At 49.9% G+C, this 20,402-nt stretch carries 17 protein-coding genes; 3 read left to right on the forward strand and 14 right to left on the reverse strand.

Features of this window, described 5'->3' with window-relative positions; genetic code table 11:
- Positions 1–178: 178 nt before the first annotated feature.
- From SJI19_RS06995 to SJI19_RS07015, 5 genes are read right to left on the reverse strand one after another with little or no spacing between them, the layout of a single operon-like run.
- Positions 179–1,276 carry a sn-glycerol-3-phosphate ABC transporter ATP-binding protein UgpC gene (locus SJI19_RS06995; RefSeq protein WP_323477546.1) on the reverse strand — a complete coding sequence of 366 codons (1,098 nt, stop codon included), beginning with the start codon at positions 1,274–1,276 and terminating at the stop codon, positions 179–181.
- 3 nt (positions 1,277–1,279) lie between these two features.
- Positions 1,280–2,230, reverse strand: a complete 951-nt coding sequence (locus tag SJI19_RS07000; protein ID WP_323477547.1) for a carbohydrate kinase family protein — start codon at positions 2,228–2,230, stop codon at positions 1,280–1,282.
- 22 nt (positions 2,231–2,252) lie between these two features.
- Positions 2,253–3,092 (reverse strand): carbohydrate ABC transporter permease, encoded by an 840-nt coding sequence (locus tag SJI19_RS07005; protein ID WP_323477548.1) that lies wholly within the window; start codon positions 3,090–3,092, stop codon positions 2,253–2,255.
- Positions 3,089–3,991 carry a sugar ABC transporter permease gene (locus SJI19_RS07010; RefSeq protein WP_323477549.1) on the reverse strand — a complete coding sequence of 301 codons (903 nt, stop codon included), beginning with the start codon at positions 3,989–3,991 and terminating at the stop codon, positions 3,089–3,091. Before SJI19_RS07010 ends, SJI19_RS07005 begins: the two co-directional genes overlap by 4 nt.
- Before the next feature lie 10 nt (positions 3,992–4,001).
- Positions 4,002–5,255: an extracellular solute-binding protein gene (locus tag SJI19_RS07015; RefSeq protein WP_323477550.1), complete on the reverse strand. Its 1,254-nt coding sequence runs from the start codon at positions 5,253–5,255 to the stop codon at positions 4,002–4,004.
- A 275-nt stretch (positions 5,256–5,530) separates the two neighbouring features.
- On the opposite strand from SJI19_RS07015, the gene SJI19_RS07020 reads away from it, so the two are divergent.
- Positions 5,531–6,703, forward strand: a complete 1,173-nt coding sequence (locus SJI19_RS07020; RefSeq protein ID WP_323477551.1) for an ROK family transcriptional regulator — start codon at positions 5,531–5,533, stop codon at positions 6,701–6,703.
- Positions 6,704–6,796: 93 nt separating this feature from the next.
- Here SJI19_RS07020 and SJI19_RS07025 read toward each other — a convergent pair whose 3' ends face one another.
- The 4 genes from SJI19_RS07025 to SJI19_RS07040 form a co-directional block, all read right to left on the reverse strand.
- Positions 6,797–7,558 (reverse strand): amino acid ABC transporter ATP-binding protein, encoded by a 762-nt coding sequence (locus SJI19_RS07025; RefSeq protein ID WP_323477552.1) that lies wholly within the window; start codon positions 7,556–7,558, stop codon positions 6,797–6,799.
- A gap of 8 nt (positions 7,559–7,566) precedes the next feature.
- Positions 7,567–8,673 carry an amino acid ABC transporter permease gene (locus SJI19_RS07030; protein ID WP_323477762.1) on the reverse strand — a complete coding sequence of 369 codons (1,107 nt, stop codon included), beginning with the start codon at positions 8,671–8,673 and terminating at the stop codon, positions 7,567–7,569.
- Positions 8,674–8,688: 15 nt separating this feature from the next.
- Entirely contained in the window at positions 8,689–9,867 is a 1,179-nt protein-coding gene (locus SJI19_RS07035; RefSeq protein ID WP_323477553.1) for an amino acid ABC transporter permease, read from the reverse strand.
- Positions 9,868–9,945: 78 nt separating this feature from the next.
- The gene (locus SJI19_RS07040) at positions 9,946–10,971 is read right to left on the reverse strand and encodes an amino acid ABC transporter substrate-binding protein (RefSeq protein WP_323477554.1); all 1,026 of its coding nucleotides are present in this window, start codon (positions 10,969–10,971) and stop codon (positions 9,946–9,948) included.
- Between the two features lie 614 nt (positions 10,972–11,585).
- Between SJI19_RS07040 and cspA the strand changes: the two genes are divergently transcribed.
- Positions 11,586–11,798, forward strand: coding sequence for an RNA chaperone/antiterminator CspA (gene cspA / locus SJI19_RS07045; RefSeq protein WP_323477555.1), 213 nt, complete (start codon positions 11,586–11,588; stop codon positions 11,796–11,798).
- Positions 11,799–12,389: 591 nt separating this feature from the next.
- The gene (locus SJI19_RS07050; RefSeq protein ID WP_323477556.1) at positions 12,390–16,154 is read left to right on the forward strand and encodes a dermonecrotic toxin domain-containing protein; all 3,765 of its coding nucleotides are present in this window, start codon (positions 12,390–12,392) and stop codon (positions 16,152–16,154) included.
- 156 nt (positions 16,155–16,310) lie between these two features.
- Here SJI19_RS07050 and fis read toward each other — a convergent pair whose 3' ends face one another.
- From fis to SJI19_RS07075, 5 genes are all read right to left on the reverse strand, one after another.
- A complete protein-coding gene (gene fis, locus SJI19_RS07055) occupies positions 16,311–16,607 on the reverse strand; it encodes a DNA-binding transcriptional regulator Fis (RefSeq protein WP_317583119.1) in 297 nt (98 codons plus the stop codon).
- 23 nt (positions 16,608–16,630) lie between these two features.
- Positions 16,631–17,596, reverse strand: coding sequence for a tRNA dihydrouridine synthase DusB (dusB, locus tag SJI19_RS07060; protein WP_323477763.1), 966 nt, complete (start codon positions 17,594–17,596; stop codon positions 16,631–16,633).
- A 225-nt stretch (positions 17,597–17,821) separates the two neighbouring features.
- Positions 17,822–18,703 (reverse strand): 50S ribosomal protein L11 methyltransferase, encoded by an 882-nt coding sequence (prmA, locus tag SJI19_RS07065; RefSeq protein ID WP_323477557.1) that lies wholly within the window; start codon positions 18,701–18,703, stop codon positions 17,822–17,824.
- A 21-nt stretch (positions 18,704–18,724) separates the two neighbouring features.
- Positions 18,725–20,170: a sodium/pantothenate symporter gene (gene panF / locus SJI19_RS07070; RefSeq protein WP_323477558.1), complete on the reverse strand. Its 1,446-nt coding sequence runs from the start codon at positions 20,168–20,170 to the stop codon at positions 18,725–18,727.
- Entirely contained in the window at positions 20,160–20,402 is a 243-nt protein-coding gene (locus SJI19_RS07075; protein ID WP_323477559.1) for a YhdT family protein, read from the reverse strand. The genes panF and SJI19_RS07075 overlap by 11 nt, the downstream gene beginning before the upstream one ends.

Below are 20,402 nucleotides of genomic sequence, written 5' to 3' on the forward strand. Positions count from 1 at the left end.
AAACGAAACTGGCCGGGGAGCATACCGTGGGGGTCGAATTGGCCGTGGTGTTCCCGGCCAACCGAGCGCCCCCTGGTACGCTAGGCCGGTCACGCACCGGTGCACACGCCAGACGCCCAGCGGTCACGCACCGGCGCACGCATCAGCCACCCACCCAAGCCTCACTGGCTGCATCTGCTCAATGCGAAAGTGTCTCGCCAAGTCGATTACCGCTCGCGGTATCAAACAAATGCATCTCCTCGGCCTTAGGCTCCAGCCACAACGGTTGCCCCAGCTGACACTGCGACCGCCCGGCAAACTGCACATGCAATGGAAAACCGGCCCAGGTAACGTGCAGCAGACTGCTCTCGCCGCTCTTTTCCATCAGCCGAAGCGAAGCAGCAGGCTGGTTGCTCGCTGAAACAAGAACAAAATCATGCGGACGAATGCCCAACGTCACCGGCGCATCACCCTGCAAACTCGCGGCCTCACGCCATTTCTCCGGCAATAGAAACCACAGATCGCCACAGCTTACGCCTGGTCGCCCACCTTGCATCGTAATACGACCTTCAAGCAAGTTCATTGGCGGGGAACCGATAAAACGGGCCACAAAGGTATTCACTGGTCGATCGTAGATCTCCAGCGGCTGCCCCTGCTGCACAATACTGCCCTGCTTCATCACCACAATCTGATCGGCCAAGGTCATGGCCTCCACCTGATCATGGGTAACATACACTGTGGTGGTTTTCAGTTGCTGATGCAAAGATTTAATTTCGGCTCGTAGCTCCATGCGCAGCTGTGCATCAAGGTTTGACAGCGGCTCGTCAAACAGAAATACCCGAGGATTGCGCACCATTGCCCGACCCATGGCGACACGCTGTCGCTGTCCGCCTGATAATGCTTTTGGCAACCGCCGCAACAGCGGCTCAATGCCCAGCATTCGGGCAATTTGCTCAACTTTAGTTTGCTGCTGTTGGCGTGGTATCTTTTTTACCTGCATATGGAACGCCATATTTTCCGCCACCGTCAGATGTGGATATAACGCATAGCTCTGAAATACCATGGCGATATCCCGATCCGCCGGATCCAAATTATTGATCTGCTGCTTATCAATAAATATATCGCCGTCAGAAACGGTATCCAGTCCTGCCAACAGGCGCAGCAACGTGGATTTACCGCAGCCGGACGGTCCGACCAGCACGGTAAAACTGCCGTCGGGAATGGTCAGATCCAACGGATTAAGCACGATATTCTTGCCATAACGTTTGGCAACTTTCACTAATTCTACGCTAGCCATGGATTACTCCTCCCCGGCAAAGGATTGTAGGGAAGCCCGGTCCGGATACTGACGTGGCGAGCTGCTGATGGCCTGGCTGGCAACACGAATGCCCCAGCGCAGCGCCTGATGCCGGTTATAGCCATAGAGCAGGGCACTCAGAAAACCGGCGTTAAAACTGTCGCCGGCGCCGATGGTATCAATAATGGTCACCCGATCGGCGGCGCAGGAAAAAGGTCCCCCGGCATCGCAAACCATCGCGCCTTCGCCGCCACGTTTGATCACGCAAGCCCCACCGTCAGCCAGTTGTGCCGCCAGTGCTTGTCCCGCCTGCGCGAGGTCATCACCCTGGGCCAACCCAAGCGTTTCCACTTCATTTAACAAAAGATAGTCACAGTTGCCCAGCCAGCGCGCTATCTGCTGACGCAGCTCATTGCTCCAGCCCTGCGGTGGCCAGCCGGTATCCACCGCCACTTTAAAACCACGCTGGCGCAGCGCGGCCAATAACTCGGGATACTCATTGAATAGCTGTAGGCACAAAAAGGTACCGCATAACAATACGATATCCCCTGGAATAGCCTTGGACGGCAGTTGTACCAGCACGTCTTGACGGGTCAGACGCACAATATGTCCCTGATTACTGAAAAAAGTACGTTCATTGTCCGGGTGGGTCAATCCCACCGTCAGGGAGGTTTCACACGCATAGCGCGGCCAAAATGGCGCACTGGCGGCAAAATATTCCGCTAACCAACTGGAAAAGTGATCATCCCCTTGGTTGGCCACCGCCCGATGCGGCGTACCCAGGGCCGCCAGCGCTAAAGCACAGTTGCCGGCCGACCCGCCAGGGCGTAGCGCGCTATGATCGAGCATCGCCTCGGTGCCACGAGCTGGCCAATGATCCAGCGTACCCATAATCAGATCTATATTAATATTACCCACCACATAAAGCGTGGCGTCGCTCGTTGGTTTTAGCATGGTTGTATCCACATCGTCCTTTCTACCCTTTGCTGCCGCCGCTGGTTAAACCGCTCACCAGAGACTTTTGCAACCAAATAGCAATAAATAGCGGCGGCACCGACGCAAGAATACCGACAGCGGCTATCAGACCGTCATCCGTGGCCCTGCCGGCGGTGAAACCCGCGATGGTAACCGGCAGCGTTTGTGCCTGAATATTGTTGGTAAACAGTAGGGCATAAAAAAATTCATCCCAGGCCAGCAACCAACCGAAGACCGCCGACGCAGCGACCGCCGGTCTGGCCAAGGGCAGGGTAATGCGCAGTAATACTTGCCAGAACCGTAATCCATCAAGGCGTGCCGCTTGCTCAATATCCAGCGGCATGGCGTCAAACTGATTTTTGAGCATCCAGGTCAGAAACGGCAGGATCAGCGAGCAGTAGACCAGGATCAATCCCAGATGGGTATTGAGCAAAGACAGCTGTTGCAAGACGAAGTAGAGCGGGAGGACAAAAGCCACCGGCGGTACCATGTAAATGGCCAGGCTGCCCATCAGCCAGCCGTCGCGGCCGGGATAACGTGAAAAGCTAAACGCGGCGGGGATCGCCAATGCTAAGGAAATAAGCGTGGCACCGGTGGCGGTAAAAATACTGTTGCCAAGGGCATGTAAAAACAACGCCCCCGGTTGGCCTGGCGCCAATGACAGCAGACGGGCATAACGACTAAAATCCCACTGATGAGGTAGCCATTCGAGGGGAATGCGCGCCAGATCTTCCGACGAACTGACGCTCATTAGAAACAGCCACAGCAGAGGCGCTAGAATAGTTATAGCCAGCACTATCGCTGCAGCGTAGCGTAAAATAATGCGCAGATGGCGTTTCATTGTTCAATCTCCCGCCGGCGTCCGCGCGCTAGCATAAACATATAGATGGCAATCAGCACACCACACATTATCGTCATTAAAATGGCATAAGCCGCGCCACTGCCGGCACGTAAATAGCTAAACGACTCCTGATAGACAAAAAAGCTCAAGGTCTTGGTACTGTCCACCGGTCCACCACGGGTCATTACGTAAATAATGTCGAAGATTTTAAACGCATCGATGGTGCGTAATATTAACGCTACGCCCAGAGGCGCCAAGATCGAGGGTAGGGTAATGGCGCGAAAGCGGCGCCAGGCGCCGGCACCATCGATACGGGCCGCCTCGTATAAATCGTCGGGAATAGATTGCAACGCCGCCAATGTCAGCAACGTTACCAGGGGATAGTTTTTCCAGATATCGGCAATCATCACCGCGTTCATTGCCGAACCGGGCGAGCCAAGCCAACTGCGATAATGATCAATGATCCCGGTTTGCATCAGCAGTGCATTGATACTGCCATAGTCAGGATTAAAATTAAGTCGCCACATCATGGCGTTAACGATGGTGGGCAACGCCCAGGGCAAGATCACCAAAACGCGCAGTATGCTGCGGCCATAGAACGGCTGATTGAGTAATAGGGCGACCAACACGCCCAGCACGCCCTCCACTGCGACTGACACCACGGTGAAATACAGCGTGCGAGCCAAGGAGGCCAAAAAATCCGGATCGGTCAACGCATAAATATAATTAGCAAAACCGACATTCGCCGGAACCATCCCGTTGCTGATAAGCGCCGCATCGGTAAAGCTAAGCCATAGCGTGCGGCCAAGCGGCCAGGCAGTCAGTAAAAACATCATCGCTAACATGGGTGCTAACAGCACCCATGCCTGACGATGCTCACGTTGTTGCAAACTGAGCATACGTAAGTCCTTAACGCAAACGGTCTGCGGCTTTGGTGGCCGCCTGCATGGCCGCATCCGGCGTCGCCAGGTTTTGTAATACCTGCTGCAGATTTTGCTGCAGGATATTGGACAGCTGGGAATAAGCGGGAATTTCCGGACGCGATAACATCACATTCAGGGATTGTTTCGCTGCCGCGATCAGCGGTTCCTGTCCTTGTTGTACCTTGGGATCGTCGTAAGAAGATTTCCAAATAGGCAAACTTAAACGGGAGTATTTGTCCTGAACCGGCTGTGAGGTGATATAGCTAATGAACTGCCATGCCTGATCAGGATGCTTGCTGGCTTTGGCAATGCCCAGTCCCATAGAACCGTTAACCGCAGAGACTTGGCCATCTTTGGAACCAGGCGCGGGTACGATGCCCACGTCACCAGCGACTTTGCTTTGCTTCGGATCGTTGGCCATATTGTACATATAGGTCCAGTTAAGCGCGAAAGCGGCATCGCCATTGGAGAAAACCTTACGCACATCTTCTTCGAGATATTCACGTGAATTAGGGTTGGTCAGGCCTTTATCCAGCGTTTCTTTCATAAAATTCACGGCTTTCATTGCGCCGGGATTGGTAAAGTTGAGTTTGCCTTGTTCAAAGAACTGGCCCTTATAGGCGGAAACCAACGTAGTGTAATCACACACCAGCGCTTCAGCTTGTGACCAACTCCAGACCAGGGGATATTTAACGATACCTTTTTGCTTAAGAATTTCCGACTGCTGTTCCACCTGTTGCCAGGTGTGCGGTGGTGTGGTTATTCCGGCCTTGGCCAGCATGGCTTTGTTGTAATATAAATATTTAGTATCCAGGATCCACGGCAGACCCCAAACCTTACCTTGATAGGTTACGGTGCTCATGGCTCCCGAAAATATTTTTTTGCTATCGTCGGGATTGATGCGCGCCGATACGTCCTGCAATAAACCAAATTTAGTGAATTCGGCCGGCCAGATGGCATCGAACAGCACCACATCGTAGCCATTTCCACCTGCGCCGCGCGCCGCGACGATTTTATCGTGCAACGCTTCGTAAGGTACAAATTCAAGATTAACGTCAATATCGGGGTGTTGTTTGGTGAAGTCGGCGGTCATGGCGCGAATATCGCTTTCGCTGTAAGCCGCCTGGGTCATAAACAACGCGTTGATATGTGTTTCCGCCAGAGCCTGTGCTGAAAGTCCCAACGAGAGGACCGTAACAGCGCACAGCGTCAGGACGGGATATTTACTCGTTATTTTCATCTTCTCTCTCCGAAATCAGACTGCATGGGTTGGGTTATTAAATCAATTTGATTGCTTTAATAGGTGAAAGCAACGACCAATGCTTCAGCGTGTGACCAGTATCTCGGCACTGCAGTTTTCAGCCGGTTTCCTGCCCTGGCGTAAGCCTTAGGTAACTCTGTGTCATAGTCGTGCAATAGCCGTGCCGAGATCAGCGGATCATTATTATTAAATCAATTTGATTGCTATAAAGCATGTGCACATACTGGCGCTACGATAGCAGGTGGTAGGAAACAATGAGAACATCGGGAACCAATCTTGAACATGCCCGGGCGCATAATCGCCGCGTGGTGATTGAGGCTATTCGGCTTAATGGTGAACTTACGCGGGCTGAGCTGGCGCGCCTCACGGCCTTGACGCCGCAGACCGTCTCCAATATTGTCGCCGAGCTTGGTCAGGCTGGAGTACTGTTCAGCCACTTGCCCCGACACGTTGGCGGACGCGGGCAACCGGCGGTGCCTGTGACGCTCAATCCTGACAGTGCCTATTCCATCGGCATTCACCTTGATCATCAAACGTTGCTGATCGTGCTGGTTGATTTGGCCGGCAGCGTGCGGTTCAGACGGCTTTGTTTGGTGCAAAAGCCCCAACCTGGTGCAACCTTGGCCTTGATCAAACTCCTATTGACGGAAATGAAACAACAGGTGCCCATCGACTGGAGCAAAATGCTGGGGATCGGCGTGGTGATGCCAGGGCCGTTTGGCGTTGAGGGGCTATCATCCCAGGGACCGACCACCCTGCATGGGTGGGAAAATGTCGATGTGGTGGCAGAACTCTCAAGTGCCACTGGTCTGCCGGTCACGTTGGAAAACGACGCCACGGTGGCCGCTATTGGCGAGCGGTTTCACGGTATCGCCAAGCAGCTTGATTCTTTTATCTACCTGTATATCGGTACCGGTCTGGGGGCCGGCATCTTTACCGACGGTCATATTTATACCGGTCATGCGCATAACGCCGGAGAAGTCGGACATATGGTGGTACAACCGCAAGGCCGGTTATGTTCTTGCGGCAACCAGGGGTGCCTGGAACGATACTTATCCTTGCAGTCGGCCTACGAGGCCTGCGAATTGGACCCGATGACCGCCATGCCGGAAGATCTGCTAACGGTGGATGAAGTGTGCTTTGACCGTTGGGTTGAGTCAGCGCTGCCGGCAACCCGGCAAGCCATTAACATTCTTGAATGTCTATTTGACGCCGAGGCAGTGATTATCGGCGGCCAGATGCCGCAGTCGTTGGTGGAAAAAATCGTCAACCGCTTATCGCCACTGCTGCAATCGGTACGCAGTAAGTACCGTGACGGCAGCCGGGTAAGGATCGGTATGACGGGTACCGATACCGCCGCACTGGGTGCAGCGGCGTTACCGATATTTGATGAATTTAATCCACAATATGACGTGCTGTTGAAATAAAATCCTCCGAAGGTGGCGACCGTGCGCTAACCGCCGCCCTACGGGATCATCATGGCGTAACTGCGCCACGTTTAGTGGCGAGGGTAGTGCTGATTAATGCAGGATCTGCGAGAGAAAAGCGCGGGTACGCTCCGATTTCGGTTGGCTGAAAAACTCATCCGGTGAGGATTGTTCGACGATCTCACCGCGATCCATAAAGATCACCCGATCAGCTACGGTGCGGGCAAAACCCATTTCATGAGTGACGCACAACATGGTCATGCCGTCATTGGCCAAGCCAATCATCGTGTCGAGCACCTCTTTGACCATTTCGGGATCCAGAGCAGAAGTGGGTTCATCGAACAGCATAATTTTAGGTTTCATGCACAACGAACGGGCGATGGCCACGCGTTGCTGCTGCCCGCCAGACAACTGGCCGGGAAACTTGTGCGCGTGCTCAACGATCCTGACCCGCTGCAGATAATGCATTGCCAGCTCTTCTGCTTCTTTTTTCGGCATCTTGCGCACCCAAATGGGCGCTAGGGTGCAGTTTTGCAATACCGATAAATGGGGAAACAGGTTGAAATGCTGAAATACCATGCCGACTTCGGTACGCACGCGCTCAATATTACGCAGGTCATCATCAAGCAAGGTGCCGTCCACCACAATTGTGCCTTTTTGATGTTCTTCAAGGTGATTAATGCACCGGATGGTGGTGGATTTACCTGAACCGGAGGGGCCACATAGCACAATGCGTTCGCCGGCCTTCACCTGTAAATTAATATCTTTCAATACATGGAACTGACCGAACCATTTATTGACATTTTCCAGCGTAATCATCAAACGGTCAGGCTGGTTGGCGTTATTTTCGCTCATGTGATACCTCAATGCGTGGAAGAATGTCCGGTGTTAAAACGCCTTTCCAAATGTTGGCTATAGCGGGACATACTAAAACAAAACAGCCAATAGACAGCGGCGGCAAAAATATAGCCTTCGGTCGACATGCCAAGCCAGGCTGGGTCTACTGTGGCCTGCTGAACGCTACTGAACAAATCAAACAGGCCGATAATGACCACCAGACTGGTATCTTTAAACAGTTCGATGATGGTATTGACCAGGCTAGGGATGACCAACTTCAGCGCCTGCGGCAAGATAACCAGTCCCTGGGTTTTCCAGTAGCCGAGGCCCAACGATTCCGCTGCCTCGTACTGGCCTCGCGGCAGTGCCTGAAGTCCGCCGCGCACCACCTCCGCCACATAAGTGGACTGGAACATGATGACTGCCACCAATGCCCGGATGAGTTTATCGACATTGGATCCTTCCGATAAGAACAACGGCAGCATCACCGAGGACATAAACAACACGGTGATCAGCGGGACGCCACGCCAAAACTCAATAAAAATGATAGAAAACCATTTAACGACCGGCATCTGTGAGCGACGCCCCAGCGCTAGCAGTACGCCCAGAGGAAGTGCGCCGGCGATGCCTACCGTTGAAATGATCAGCGTCAGTGTCAGGCCGCCCCACTGGCGGGTTTCTACACGTGACAACCCAAAAAAACCACCGTAGATCATAACCCAGGTAAACACCGGAAACGCCACCGCCCAGCAGACGATGTAACGGCCACGACGTGGCATGGCGCGCCAAAACATCGGTACCAGGCTTAACAGGCCAACCACTAAGGTCAGGTTGATGCGCCAGCGCTGTTGGAAAGGATAGAGGCCATACATAAACTGACCGAAGCGGGCGTGGATAAACACCCAGCAAGCACCGTCGCGAGTACAGTCTGCGCGGCTAGTGCCAACCCAACTGGCTTTAAATACCATCCAGTTAAGCAGCGGTGGAACAATAATCCATAGCAACCAAAGACAAAACAGTGTCAGCAGGCTATTGCCAATGCTGGAAAACAAATTCTGGCGCATCCAGAGCAGTGCAAGGGACAACCGGCTTGGCGACGCCGTCGCCTCGGGTTCTTGCGGATTCAATGTCATGGTCATATGCGTCTCTTAGCGTTCAACCAAAGCTTTATGCTGGTTGTATATATTCATTAAGAACGAAATCCCCAGGCTGATTATCAAATAAACCCCCATGGTGATGGCGATGGTTTCAATGGCCTGTCCGGTTTGATTCATCACCGTTCCGGCGAACAGTGAAACCATATCGGGATAACCTATGGCTGCCGCCAGCGAAGAGTTCTTAACGATATTAAGATATTGGCTGGTCAAGGGAGGAATAATGACACGTAGCGCCTGTGGCAAGATGACCTGATTTAATGTCACGGTATTAGGCAATCCCAACGAACGCGCAGCTTCATGCTGACCGAACGGCACTGACTCAATGCCTGAACGAATGACTTCAGCGATAAACGTTGATGTATATATCGACAATGCCAAGGTTAATGCCGCCAGTTCGGGGATCAGCACCATACCACCACGAAAATTAAACCCGCTCAGTGCCGGTATATCCCAATGGATGGCCGCACCGGATATAAAATAGGTTAGCCCAGGCAAGGCCACCACCAATAGGATAATCCATGGCCAACTGCGCCGTAGCTCTCCCGTGGACATCTGATGGCGACGATTAATGGTAAACAAGAAGAGTGATATCGCGACGGCCAGCACCAACGCGATAAAAGCCGCTAATGCACCTTCTCCTAAGATGGGGGTCGGCATATACAGGCCGCGATTGCTGAGAAAAATCATATCAAAGGCGTTTACCGCCTGGCGTGGACCCGGCAGGTTGCGCAGCACGGCGAAATACCAAAAAAAGATTTGCAGCAGTAGCGGAATATTACGAAATATTTCAATGTAAATGGTCGAAAGTTTACGTAATAACCAGTTATCTGATAATCGGCAAAGTCCAATAATAAAACCCAGCACCGACGCAAATACGATACATAGTGCGGACACCAATAATGTATTGAGTAACCCGACCAGAAAAACCCGAGCGTAGGTATCACTCTCATTAAAAGGAATTAAATGCTGCACAATGCCGAAACCTGCGGGGTCATTGAGGAAACCGAACCCTGAGGTTATGCCACGGTGACTAAGGTTGGTGAGTGTGTTGTGCAGGATATAGCCGCCAATGGCCAGTACCACCACGACAGCCAGAATCTGGTATATCCAGGCACGGACTGCGGGGTTGGATAATGATAAGGCGTTTTTTACCGTTTGGCGTTGTTGCATGTGGAGAGCCTCAGTATAAAAAAATCTGCTGGAAAAGCGCCGATGGATTCCATCGGCGCTTCTGCACTGTGGCTGATATTAGCGAACAGGTGGTGCGTATTGGATACCGCCGTCATTCCATAATGCGTTCAGGCCACGCTTAATTTTCAGCGCGCTGCCGGCACCGACGTTACGATCAAACACTTCGCCGTAGTTACCGACTTGTTTTACGATATTAAATGCCCAATTATTCGGCAGTTTCAACTGTTCACCGTAGTTACCTTCTTTACCCAGCAAATGGGCCATATCAGGAGTCGACGGGTTAGCGGCCAACTTATCAACGTTTTTCGACGTCACGCCCATTTCTTCGGCGTCTATCATGGCAAACAGCGACCATTTGACAATGGTGAACCAATCGTCGTCACCACGACGAACGACGGGTCCCAGCGGCTCTTTGGAAATCACTTCAGGCAATACGACATAATCATCCGGTTTGCCGAGTTTGATGCGCAACGCGTACAGCTGGGATTGGTCGGAAGACAGCGTATCGCAACGGCCAGATTCCAGCGCCTTGGCACTTTCATCGGAGCGATCGAAGGTCACCGGCGTGTACTGCATTTTATGGGATTTAAAGTAGTCGGCTACATTCAGCTCGGTATCGGTACCGGCCTGGAGACAAACGGTAGCACCATTGAGGTCCTTGGCGCTTTTGATCTCGGCTTTCTTATGGGTCAGAAAACCGATGCCGTCATAATAGTTAACCCCGGCGAAAACCATCCCCATGGAAGAGTCACGTGAGGACGTCCAGGTGGTATTACGGGAAAGAATGTCCACTTCGCCAGATTGCAATGCGGTGAAACGTTCTTTGGCGGTCAGCGGCGTGTATTTTACTTTAGTGGCATCGCCAAACACGGCAGCTGCCACGGCGCGGCAGACGTCTACGTCGATACCGGTAAATTTACCGCTGGCGTCAGCGTAAGAAAATCCTGGCAAACCATCACTGATACCGCATTGTACAAAACCTTTCTTTTTCACTGCGTCTAATGTTGTGCCTGCATGTGCCTGGTTAACTGCCGCAAACAATGTCGCTGCGGCAATTAACGTGGAAATCATCATTTTTTTCATTAAAAGTATCCTGTGAGGCAAAATTATAGCTAATGGTTTCGATGCGCCTTATTGCGCATCCACTCTGTCCAACGGCGTGATGCGTGTTACTCCCGTTACTCTTAGCAAATGGGATGCCAAAATGGCGATTTACCGAGTGGCGGGGTCATCGGGCCGATTTTGCCACAGTGCTAAGCTTTAATATGGGCAATGGGGCGCCATATTGGTGCGTTTAGGCCCGTTGCGCACCAATATAATGCAATGGGACGTGCCAAAGGAGTGTCATAAAGACCGTGTAAACCTGCAGTACCTTGTTTCCCTTCGGGCCAGCGTAAGCGTTGTTCACATCGGTTCTCGACCGATTTGAACGGGGTTACCGCCTTTGGGCTGTGCGACTTATTGAGGGGATAGAATAATAAAGCTTGCGCTAAAGTGAGGATTATGAGTAAATAGCACCAACGGTTTGTAGTACAGACCTATTTATGTAAGCCATTATAGTAAAGTTGTTCAAGTAAAAGCGATAATGTACCATCACTTCTTCGACGAATTTCCTTCTTAAGTGCCCATAAGTAACTCCTGGCAAACAGACCATTTTAACGCCCTAGTGGCACAATTTTTTATGAAGGAAGTATTTAATGTCTGACAAAATGACTGGTATCGTAAAGTGGTTTGACGCTGGTAAAGGTTTTGGTTTCATCACCCCTGCTGACGGTAGCAAAGACGTGTTTGTTCATTTCTCTGCCATCCAGAGCAATGATTTCAAAACGCTTGACGAAGGTCAGCGCGTAGAATTCACCATCGAAAAAGGCCAGAAAGGCCCATCTGCTGCTAACGTGGTTGCTCTGTAACCCACAGTAGATACAGGTTGTCTGATCACGACTGTAAGGCTTATGCCACCTCAGTTTGAAGATCACCCTGATCCTGAATAATTTTAAGACCCTGACTTTGTCAGGGTTTTTTTGTTTGTACGCCATTCCTGATCCGCCCTTCCTGTTATTAAGATAATGTTAGCAACATCCCCCTTTAAACCCTCGACTAATAGGGTTAGGCATATCTGTGTGTAGACTTAGCACAGGCTCTACGCCGCTGTATGGGGAACCTCAAGATGATACTGTAACCTGAGGCAGAGCATGAATATGGGGGCGCTCACTACGCAATGCGGACTATCGGGCCACAGGTTAAGATGTTATCAACCTCTCTGTCGCAAATAGGCTATTTTCGGTTAAAAACATCTTCGGTACATCGCGTTGAGTTAGCAAGTTTAAATTATTATTTTAGTACAATTTCTTAGTAAAATAGTTTTCGTTTAGATTATAAATCCCAAACATTGATTACAGTATCGCTGGTGTTAAATCAGTTGATTATTTAATTAAATTATAAGGGATTTATTTATGCCTGTTTCAAACAACTATTTTTTTCGTAATACTGGGGAGTATTACATGAAAAATAATATTAATCATAATAATAAGAAAAATAAAAAGAAATCACAGCCATGCAATCAACATAAAACGCTTTTTACTAAGCAAAAGGGCGCTCTCGCGTTACTGGTCTTAACCTCATTGCTGATAGGTGTTTCGCAGGCAAAAGCGAACAGTCCAGTGCTGAGGTCGACTCAATATCCCCCTGGGACTCATGGTCTTACCCCCGTTGCCAGGGCTGATGGTTACCCTCAAGCCCAAGGACGAAATCTTGGCACTCGAGGACATGTAGGCCAGCACGTGTCTTTTGATAATAGGATACAACAAGTTGGTAATGTTCAAAAAAATTCACATTACCCGGTCGAGATGAAGAAGAAAAAAACTGAATATATTTCCGATGAAATGAATGAAGTTTATCGTAATGTCCAGGAGAATACCTATTTTATAAATTACGCCAAACAAAAATTTAAGATTATTTCAACGGTTAACTCTTTAAAAAAACGTTATAGTGAGGACTTTCCAGATATATTGCGTTTCGCTGCTGCTCAAATGAAACAAGCCATTTTTAATAAAACAGGGTTGTGGGTTGATCCTGATAAAATATTTTTTCATCATTTTACTTCAGCAGAAAATGATCCCCATGCTATAACTGGCTGGCGACATGATGTGAGTAAACCAGTGGAATCCTGGACTGTTACCGAATGCTTGTTAAAAAATTTCCCAGCAGATGCCCGAGACAATATGGATGTGGTTGACCAAATGGCTGGGATTTATCGTGTTGCTGAAAATGAGGTCAATTCATTTGGCGCCGAAAATCAAGTGCCGATTAAACCATCAACCATCGCTAACATTGTTATTGAAAAAGATTTTTTCGGCAGCTATATCGAAAAGCTCTCGCGCTATTGGCAAACAGATTTACAAGACATGATGAACCTTTATGTTTTTATACAAGGTTTGATAAAAGTTAATCATGATTCTGAAATATATGACTTTTATCTGAAAGCTTTTAACCTGATCCCTGATACTGACCGACAGGTAAAAAAATATATTTTTGATATCAACGGTTATCTTGCGACGGATATGCTGGTGTTAACTCACAATAGCGCGCCTTACGTCGCTGTGTATATGCCACGAAGTGTTAACAAACTGATTAAATTTGATAGCCTTTATGAAATGAAAATCTGGTTTTCTAAATCCTGCGCCGATACAAAAAAAAGTGATGAAATTGCAGGCTATTTTTCTCTTAAAGACCGTCAGGATGGATTTTTTTTCATTGGTGTAGACAGTTGGCTTAAGCTGCTGGTGGGCCAGAAGAATGATGCCGGCTATTTGAATAAAATTTGGCGGAATAAACATGAGGTCACTGGTACCGTACTCGAATTTTTATCCGCTAGGCAAGAGTTGCGTGCTATGGACGATGCTGACAGCCTGATTAAATCCAACGATGAAGTTCGAGTAGACATGGCCATTAGATACTTTTCAGTAGTGGATATGATGTTGCCTAACCCGGTTACGCCTTTTGTCACCTTAGGTTTGGGAATAGAAAAAATGCTTAATGGTGATACGCCGACAGATCGCCAGGCAGGTAATCAGGTGGTCATCGGTGAAAGTATAAATATTGCGTTGATGGCATTTAGCAGCGTGATTGAAGGTCGTTTGCCAACCTATGACGAACACGATTTATCGCGCGCTCAGTTGGGAATAGGCGGCCCTGATACCAGCGTTTCGAGTGTGATGCAGGATGCATATTTGTCTGCCCGCAATCATCCTGCGGCTGTTGATTCACGGGTAAGCCATGCCGAAAAATTCGCAGCAGAAACGGCACCGGTGCCAGTGCCAGCAGATATTCTAGGCGACGCCAATATTGATCCAGTAGAGCTGGCGCGTATAGATGATAAAAAAGTTTCGCAAAGTCGGGTTAGCCTGGCCGCACTCACGCGTGTCGACATACGTGGTATTCATTTCGATGATCTCGGTAATAGTTTTATTGTTTTCGCCGGCAAGATTTATCGGTTAACACCCACGGGGGAGCAGCCAATCTATTTTATCGGTGAGGAATTGGAGCAAGGACTGATCTATTTAAAAAAAAGTAAAAGTTGGAAAATGGTGGATTATCAACAGAGAAAAACAGGGATATTTACATCTCCCTGTCGCGTTAAACGTAATGTTGGCCCACGGGCCCACTACTGTTTACGTGTTTCGAGTCGTGTAAAAAAAATCCTTGATAAAAATATTGATTTCAGCATTAATTATGCAGATTTTAGTCGAAAACTCACGTTGGATCCCAGCAAAAATATTTATTTCGATGATGTGAATAAGACACAATATTTACGTTATGGCGATAGATTCTTTAGGTTGAGAGAAGAAAGAGATGGTTACGCTATTTATGGTGCAACGCCTGCCTCTAGTAAACAGAAGTTACTGCATGTAGTGTCAACGGATGGAAAAACCCTCAATTATTTATCTATGCGCATTGAACAGGTTTGGGAAATATTACAAGTGGCAAAAATGTCATTTAAGCCTTTTAAACTGAAAACTCTATATCCTCTGAATAACGATGAAATTAACACTTTAGAACAGTTTAAACACACCTCGGGATATTATGTTAATCAATTTATGCTTAAGAGTGTGTCGGCTGAGAATGAACCATTAACAATAAAAAAACAATGGGCTGCTCAAATTAATAATCTGCATTCAGCGCTGACCAAAATTGTTCCCCAGCGATGCACTACACGTAAACTCGGCATCATTGCTGAACGTGATTTTCTTCAAATAAAGACGAATGATTTTTTTGAAACCTCCGGGTTTACCCTCGCCTCCATTAAGAAAAAAAAAGCATATCAAATTAGAATCATGCATGAAGACGACTTTATAGAAGTTGAATATGAATTCAATCTGATAAAAAAAGGCTACCCGATAAATCACCAAGCCAAAGATTGGTCTGATACGGAAATTCTTATTCCAGATGGCTGTCTTTTCAAAGTTGATAGTGTGACCGAACACACCATCGTGTTAAGTGAAACCGAGGGGCGAGCGGCACTGCCTGTGGGCACCGACGTGAGAAAAATCAATGTGGGCACCCCTGATGTAGCCGCGTTCCGTCTTGATCGCGAAAGAATAATGATGCTTGAATTATTAAAATCAGACAGAAAAAAACAAAAGTATTCAGCGGCCTATATTGAAAAATATTCTCCGATGCTGATGGACTTTGCGAAACAGCAAACTGACTTCCCAGCCATTGAAGCCTATTCAGAAGCGGGCAGTGATTTTGTGAATAACTGGTTACGTTTTGGCATCGATAGCACCGATGACGTATCCGTCACGGCAAGTACCGAAGCGCAGATAATGCTGGGTGAGTATGCCAACCTGAAAGATTATATCTTTCCGGTTTATCGTGCAGTTTATTGCCCGCCCGAGGTCTATGGTGGCCTTATCGTCGAGGGAGATGTGATAATGGATAAGGGATTTATGTCGGCCTCTGCGCTGCCATTAAACAGCCTTGAATGGGAAAATAGCTGGAGTAAAAATCAGGCAGCCCATGTCCGTGATGTGCCGGTGATTTTCATCGTGGACCGTAAGGTGGGCAAAAAAATCGCCAGTACTCATCTATTACTGGATCATATTCTTATTCCGCCAAAAACTTTATTAAAGGTTGAGCGCATTTCTGCCGTATCAGATGCATCCGGGCGTGAGGTCAGTGTGGTCTGTCTCAGTCAGGGTAAGCGTGCTGGGCCGGTCAAAAATATCTATTCTGGGGCGCTGATGCCTAACGGACCAGCACACTAATACATCATTATGTAGTTTATCGCTGCGGGTAATCTGGGGCGCTAAACACGCGGCCAACTGACCAGGTCGTGCTGTTCGCCAGGACCCTGCCCAACGTAAAAAAGCGCTATCGGTTGCCCGATAACGCTTTTATTATTAATCAGTTAAGTAGAGGTATCAGTTCATACCATACTTTTTCAATTTCTTACGCAGTGTACCACGGTTGATACCCATCATCAGGGCCGCGCGGGTTTGGTTACCGCGGGTGTGTTGCATGACCATGTCCAACAGTGGCTGTTCCACTTCAGCCAGTACCAGCTCATACAAATCATTCACGTCCTGACCATTTAATTGAGCAAAATAGTTCTTCAGTGCTTGTTTTACCGAGTCCCGCAGTGGTTTTTGAGTTACCTGATCCTGAGAGTTAACGGTTGAAACGGTCAGTACGTCAGAATTTACGCGTTGTTCGAACATAGTTCTGTCAGCTCTTTTTTCTATTACGCAAGATTTTCAAAATATGCCTTCAACGCCTCCAGCTGTTCGCCGGCATCCTCAATGGCGTTGAATGTGCGCCTAAACTGGTTGTTGGGGGCATGCTCCTCTAAGTACCAGGAGACGTGCTTACGAGCAATGCGGAATCCCTTGCCTGGACCGTAAAAGTCGTGCAATTCCCGTACGTGCTCAATCAACAAACGCTTCACCTCGCCTAACGGCGGTGGTGGCAGCAGTTCCCCCGTGTCCAGATAATGCTGGATTTCCCGGAAGATCCAGGGTCTTCCCTGAGCGGCACGTCCTATCATCAGGGCGTCAGCCCCAGTGTAGTCGAGTACTGCTCTGGCTTTCTGCGGGTCAGTAATGTCGCCATTCGCGATAACCGGAATGGAAACACACTGTTTAACTGCCCGAATACTGTCGTACTCCGCGTTGCCGTTAAACAAGCAGGCGCGAGTGCGGCCATGAATCGTGATGGCCTGTATACCACAATTTTCGGCCAATTGGGCAATTTCTACACAATTACGGTGTTCCAAAGACCAACCTGTGCGAATTTTTAGCATCACCGGCACGTCTACCGCGTTGACCACGGCCAGCAGAATCTGTTGAACCAGACTCGGATAGCGTAGCAAGGCGGAACCCGCCATTTTCCGGTTAACCTTCTTGGCAGGGCAACCCATGTTGATATCAATCAACTGCGCACCGTTCGCCACGTTAATGACGGCGGCGGCGGCCATATCCTCAGGATCGCTGCCCGCAATTTGCACGGCCCGGATACCGGGTTCATCACTATGTACCATACGAAGACGCGACTTATCCGTGCGCCATACCTCAGGATTCGAGGAAAGCATCTCGGAAAACGTCAATCCAGCACCCATCGCATGACATAACGCCCTAAAGGGTCGGTCGGTTACTCCGGCCATAGGAGCGGCTATCAGGCAATTGTCGAGCTGAATGTGTCCAATACGCATTGCCAAAGAGAGACCATACTGTGTCCGCAAGGGCGCGTATATTACGCATTTTTTTCGTCAGATGAAAGGCCAAACTTTGAACAATCCACTGCTATAGATCAATGAAATTATGCTTTAACGGGTGTGAAGATAAATTTAATTATTAAATACAACACGTTATTGTAAAAAACCTTTTTCGTGCGGTCGTGACTTTTTCACCTTAGCCAGCCCGTTATGCGCGAGGCCTTAGCGGCGATAGCCGGTTATCCGGCACCACTCATCTTTTTCCATCACCGGATCTAATTGGAACAAACCGTCATAAGCCTGTGCAACACCCGCGGCCTGACTGGCGAGAATACCAGATAACGCCAGCGAACCACCGGACTTTGGCAGCCTGGAAATGAGTGGAGCCAATTCACGCAGAGGGCCGGCCAGAATATTGGCCACCACAACATCGGCATGTAAATTGTCGGGTTTATCCTCGGACAAAAAAAGTGTCAGGCGGTCGGACACGCCATTGCGCTCGGCATTGTCGCGGCTGGCCTGAATAGCCTGGGGGTCAATATCGATGCCAATGGCGCTTGCTGCGCCCAGTTTTAACGCTGCGATGGCCAAAATACCCGAACCGCAGCCAAAATCGATAACGGTCTTGCCGTGCAGATCCAGCCCATCTAGCCACTGCAGGCACAGGGCGGTGGTGGGGTGAGTTCCGGTGCCGAACGCTAGGCCGGGGTCGAGCATCACATTGACCGCGTTCTCATCCGGTACCGGACGCCAACTGGGGCAAATCCACAGCCGCTCACCGAAACGCATTGGATGAAAATTATCCATCCATTCCCGCTCCCAATCTTTATCTTCGAGCTGTTCGATTTTATGGATAAATCCAGGTCCTAGCAACGCATGGCCCGCCAAGGCCTCTATAACCGCCGCCATGTTCGTGGATGCATCGTAAAGGCCAATGATATCGGTATCACCCCAAAGACGTGTCTCGCCCGGTAAGGGTTCGTATACCGGATTATCATGGGTATCCTGAAACGTAACGGAAACCGCGCCGCTTTCCACGATGGCATCGCTGAGAATTTCCGCATCGCGGCCGGTGGTATTAATCTTAAGTTGAATCCAGGGCATGGTTCGCTCCCAATATGAAAATTAAAGGTCTGGCTGGCTGTCGCGTCGTTTGGCCGGTATACACCAGGCTCCGGCAAGAAACGCCAACAGGCTAAGCGCCAGGGCCGGTACGATCGGATGAAACCCGCCGATATGCAGATCCAGAATGGCCAGTAACGCATAACTTGCTCCGCCGACAATCATCGAGCTTAGGGCGCCCGCGGCGTTGGCGCGTTCCCAATATAATCCCAGTACCAACGGCCATAAAAACACCGCTTCCAGGCCACCGAACGCCAGCAGATTTAGCCAGATGATCATTTCCGGGGGACGCCAGGCGGCCACTAACAACAACAAGCCTAGCACCAGTGTCACAGTGCTGGACATGCGTGTCAGGTGCCGCTCGTTGTGCGCCTGTTCCGGACGCAGGCTGAGGTACAGATCTTTCACGATAGTTGCCGAGGATTGCAGCAACTGGGCGTTAATAGTCGACATGATCGCCGCCAGCGGCGCCGCCAGGAAAATCCCGGCCACCACCGGTGGCAAAACGGTAATCATCAGGGTAGGGATGACCTGATCGGGGATGGCCAGGTTGGGAAGAATGGCCCGTCCCAATGCTCCCGACAGGTGCATGCCAAACATCAATACCCCGATAACCAGAGTGCCGATTATCATGGCAAGATGGACGGCTTTGCTGTCTTTATAGGAGATGCAGCGCACGGCGGTATGCGGCAAACCGATCACGCCAAAACAGACCAGGATCCAAAAGGATGACATAAACTGCGGTGTCAGCACATGATCCACCCCGGTAGGGGAAATCAGCGCCGGCTCGATCCGTTGTAGTGTGATCACTGCCGCCGATAATCCTCCCGCCGCATGAATCACGGCGTATAACAGGATAAAGGTCCCCAGCAGCATTACCAGCCCTTGAAACGCATCGTTAAGTACGCTGGCACGAAAACCTCCCAAAGAGGTATAGAGCGCGATACTGACACCAAAAATCAGCAGGCCGGTATCATAGGGGATACCCGCTGCGGTTTCCAGCAGACGGGCTCCACCGATAAACTGCACTGTCATCGCGCCGATAAACGCCACCAGTAAACTGATGCTGGCCAACCAAACCAACAGTGGGCTTTGATAACGGGCCAGCAGCATGTCATTGAGTGTCACGGCGTTATAACGCCGGGCGAGGATGGCAAATTTTTTGCCCAACACCCCGAGGGCGAGCCAGACCGTCGGCAATTGAATCATCGCCAGCAATACCCAGCCAAGGCCATATTTATAGGCGGCGCCCGGTCCGCCAATAAATGAACTGGCGCTGATATAGGTAGCCGTCAGGGTCATCGCCAGTACAAAACCACCCATCGATCGGCTGCCCAGGAAGTATTCGGTGAGAAATGCCCCCTTTTTTCGGCGACGATAGGCGTAGTAGGAAAGGGCGAAGACGAGTACCAGATAGGCGATCAGAGGCAGTACTACCTCAATTTGCATCGTGATCCTCCAGCGGGATGTCCAGATAAACCACCCGCACCATCAGCCAGCAAAGCACGATGAAAATGAGCGGGACCAACAGGCAGGCCATTTCAAACCAATGGGGCAGGCCGGTGACGCCCAGCTGGCTATCCGGCAGGTAGGCGGCCATTAACCAGGCGATAAGGTATGCCACCGCCAAGCCAAATGCCCACCGGGCTTCTCGATGTGCCTGAATAAATCGTTTATCCAT

The organism is Acerihabitans sp. TG2, from assembly GCF_035013185.1.
Lineage (GTDB): Bacteria > Pseudomonadota > Gammaproteobacteria > Enterobacterales > Enterobacteriaceae > Acerihabitans.

Coding starts and splice junctions, on each gene's coding strand:
- SJI19_RS06995 (WP_323477546.1), bottom strand. CDS start 1,276: ATGGCTAGCGTAGAATTAGTGAAAGTTGCCAAACGTTATGGCAAGAAT.
- SJI19_RS07000 (WP_323477547.1), bottom strand. CDS start 2,230: ATGCTAAAACCAACGAGCGACGCCACGCTTTATGTGGTGGGTAATATT.
- SJI19_RS07005 (WP_323477548.1), bottom strand. CDS start 3,092: ATGAAACGCCATCTGCGCATTATTTTACGCTACGCTGCAGCGATAGTG.
- SJI19_RS07010 (WP_323477549.1), bottom strand. CDS start 3,991: ATGCTCAGTTTGCAACAACGTGAGCATCGTCAGGCATGGGTGCTGTTA.
- SJI19_RS07015 (WP_323477550.1), bottom strand. CDS start 5,255: ATGAAAATAACGAGTAAATATCCCGTCCTGACGCTGTGCGCTGTTACG.
- SJI19_RS07020 (WP_323477551.1), top strand. CDS start 5,531: ATGAGAACATCGGGAACCAATCTTGAACATGCCCGGGCGCATAATCGC.
- SJI19_RS07025 (WP_323477552.1), bottom strand. CDS start 7,558: ATGAGCGAAAATAACGCCAACCAGCCTGACCGTTTGATGATTACGCTG.
- SJI19_RS07030 (WP_323477762.1), bottom strand. CDS start 8,673: ATGACATTGAATCCGCAAGAACCCGAGGCGACGGCGTCGCCAAGCCGG.
- SJI19_RS07035 (WP_323477553.1), bottom strand. CDS start 9,867: ATGCAACAACGCCAAACGGTAAAAAACGCCTTATCATTATCCAACCCC.
- SJI19_RS07040 (WP_323477554.1), bottom strand. CDS start 10,971: ATGAAAAAAATGATGATTTCCACGTTAATTGCCGCAGCGACATTGTTT.
- cspA (WP_323477555.1), top strand. CDS start 11,586: ATGTCTGACAAAATGACTGGTATCGTAAAGTGGTTTGACGCTGGTAAA.
- SJI19_RS07050 (WP_323477556.1), top strand. CDS start 12,390: ATGAAAAATAATATTAATCATAATAATAAGAAAAATAAAAAGAAATCA.
- fis (WP_317583119.1), bottom strand. CDS start 16,607: ATGTTCGAACAACGCGTAAATTCTGACGTACTGACCGTTTCAACCGTT.
- dusB (WP_323477763.1), bottom strand. CDS start 17,596: ATGCGTATTGGACACATTCAGCTCGACAATTGCCTGATAGCCGCTCCT.
- prmA (WP_323477557.1), bottom strand. CDS start 18,703: ATGCCCTGGATTCAACTTAAGATTAATACCACCGGCCGCGATGCGGAA.
- panF (WP_323477558.1), bottom strand. CDS start 20,170: ATGCAAATTGAGGTAGTACTGCCTCTGATCGCCTATCTGGTACTCGTC.
- SJI19_RS07075 (WP_323477559.1), bottom strand. CDS start 20,402: ATGGATAAACGATTTATTCAGGCACATCGAGAAGCCCGGTGGGCATTT.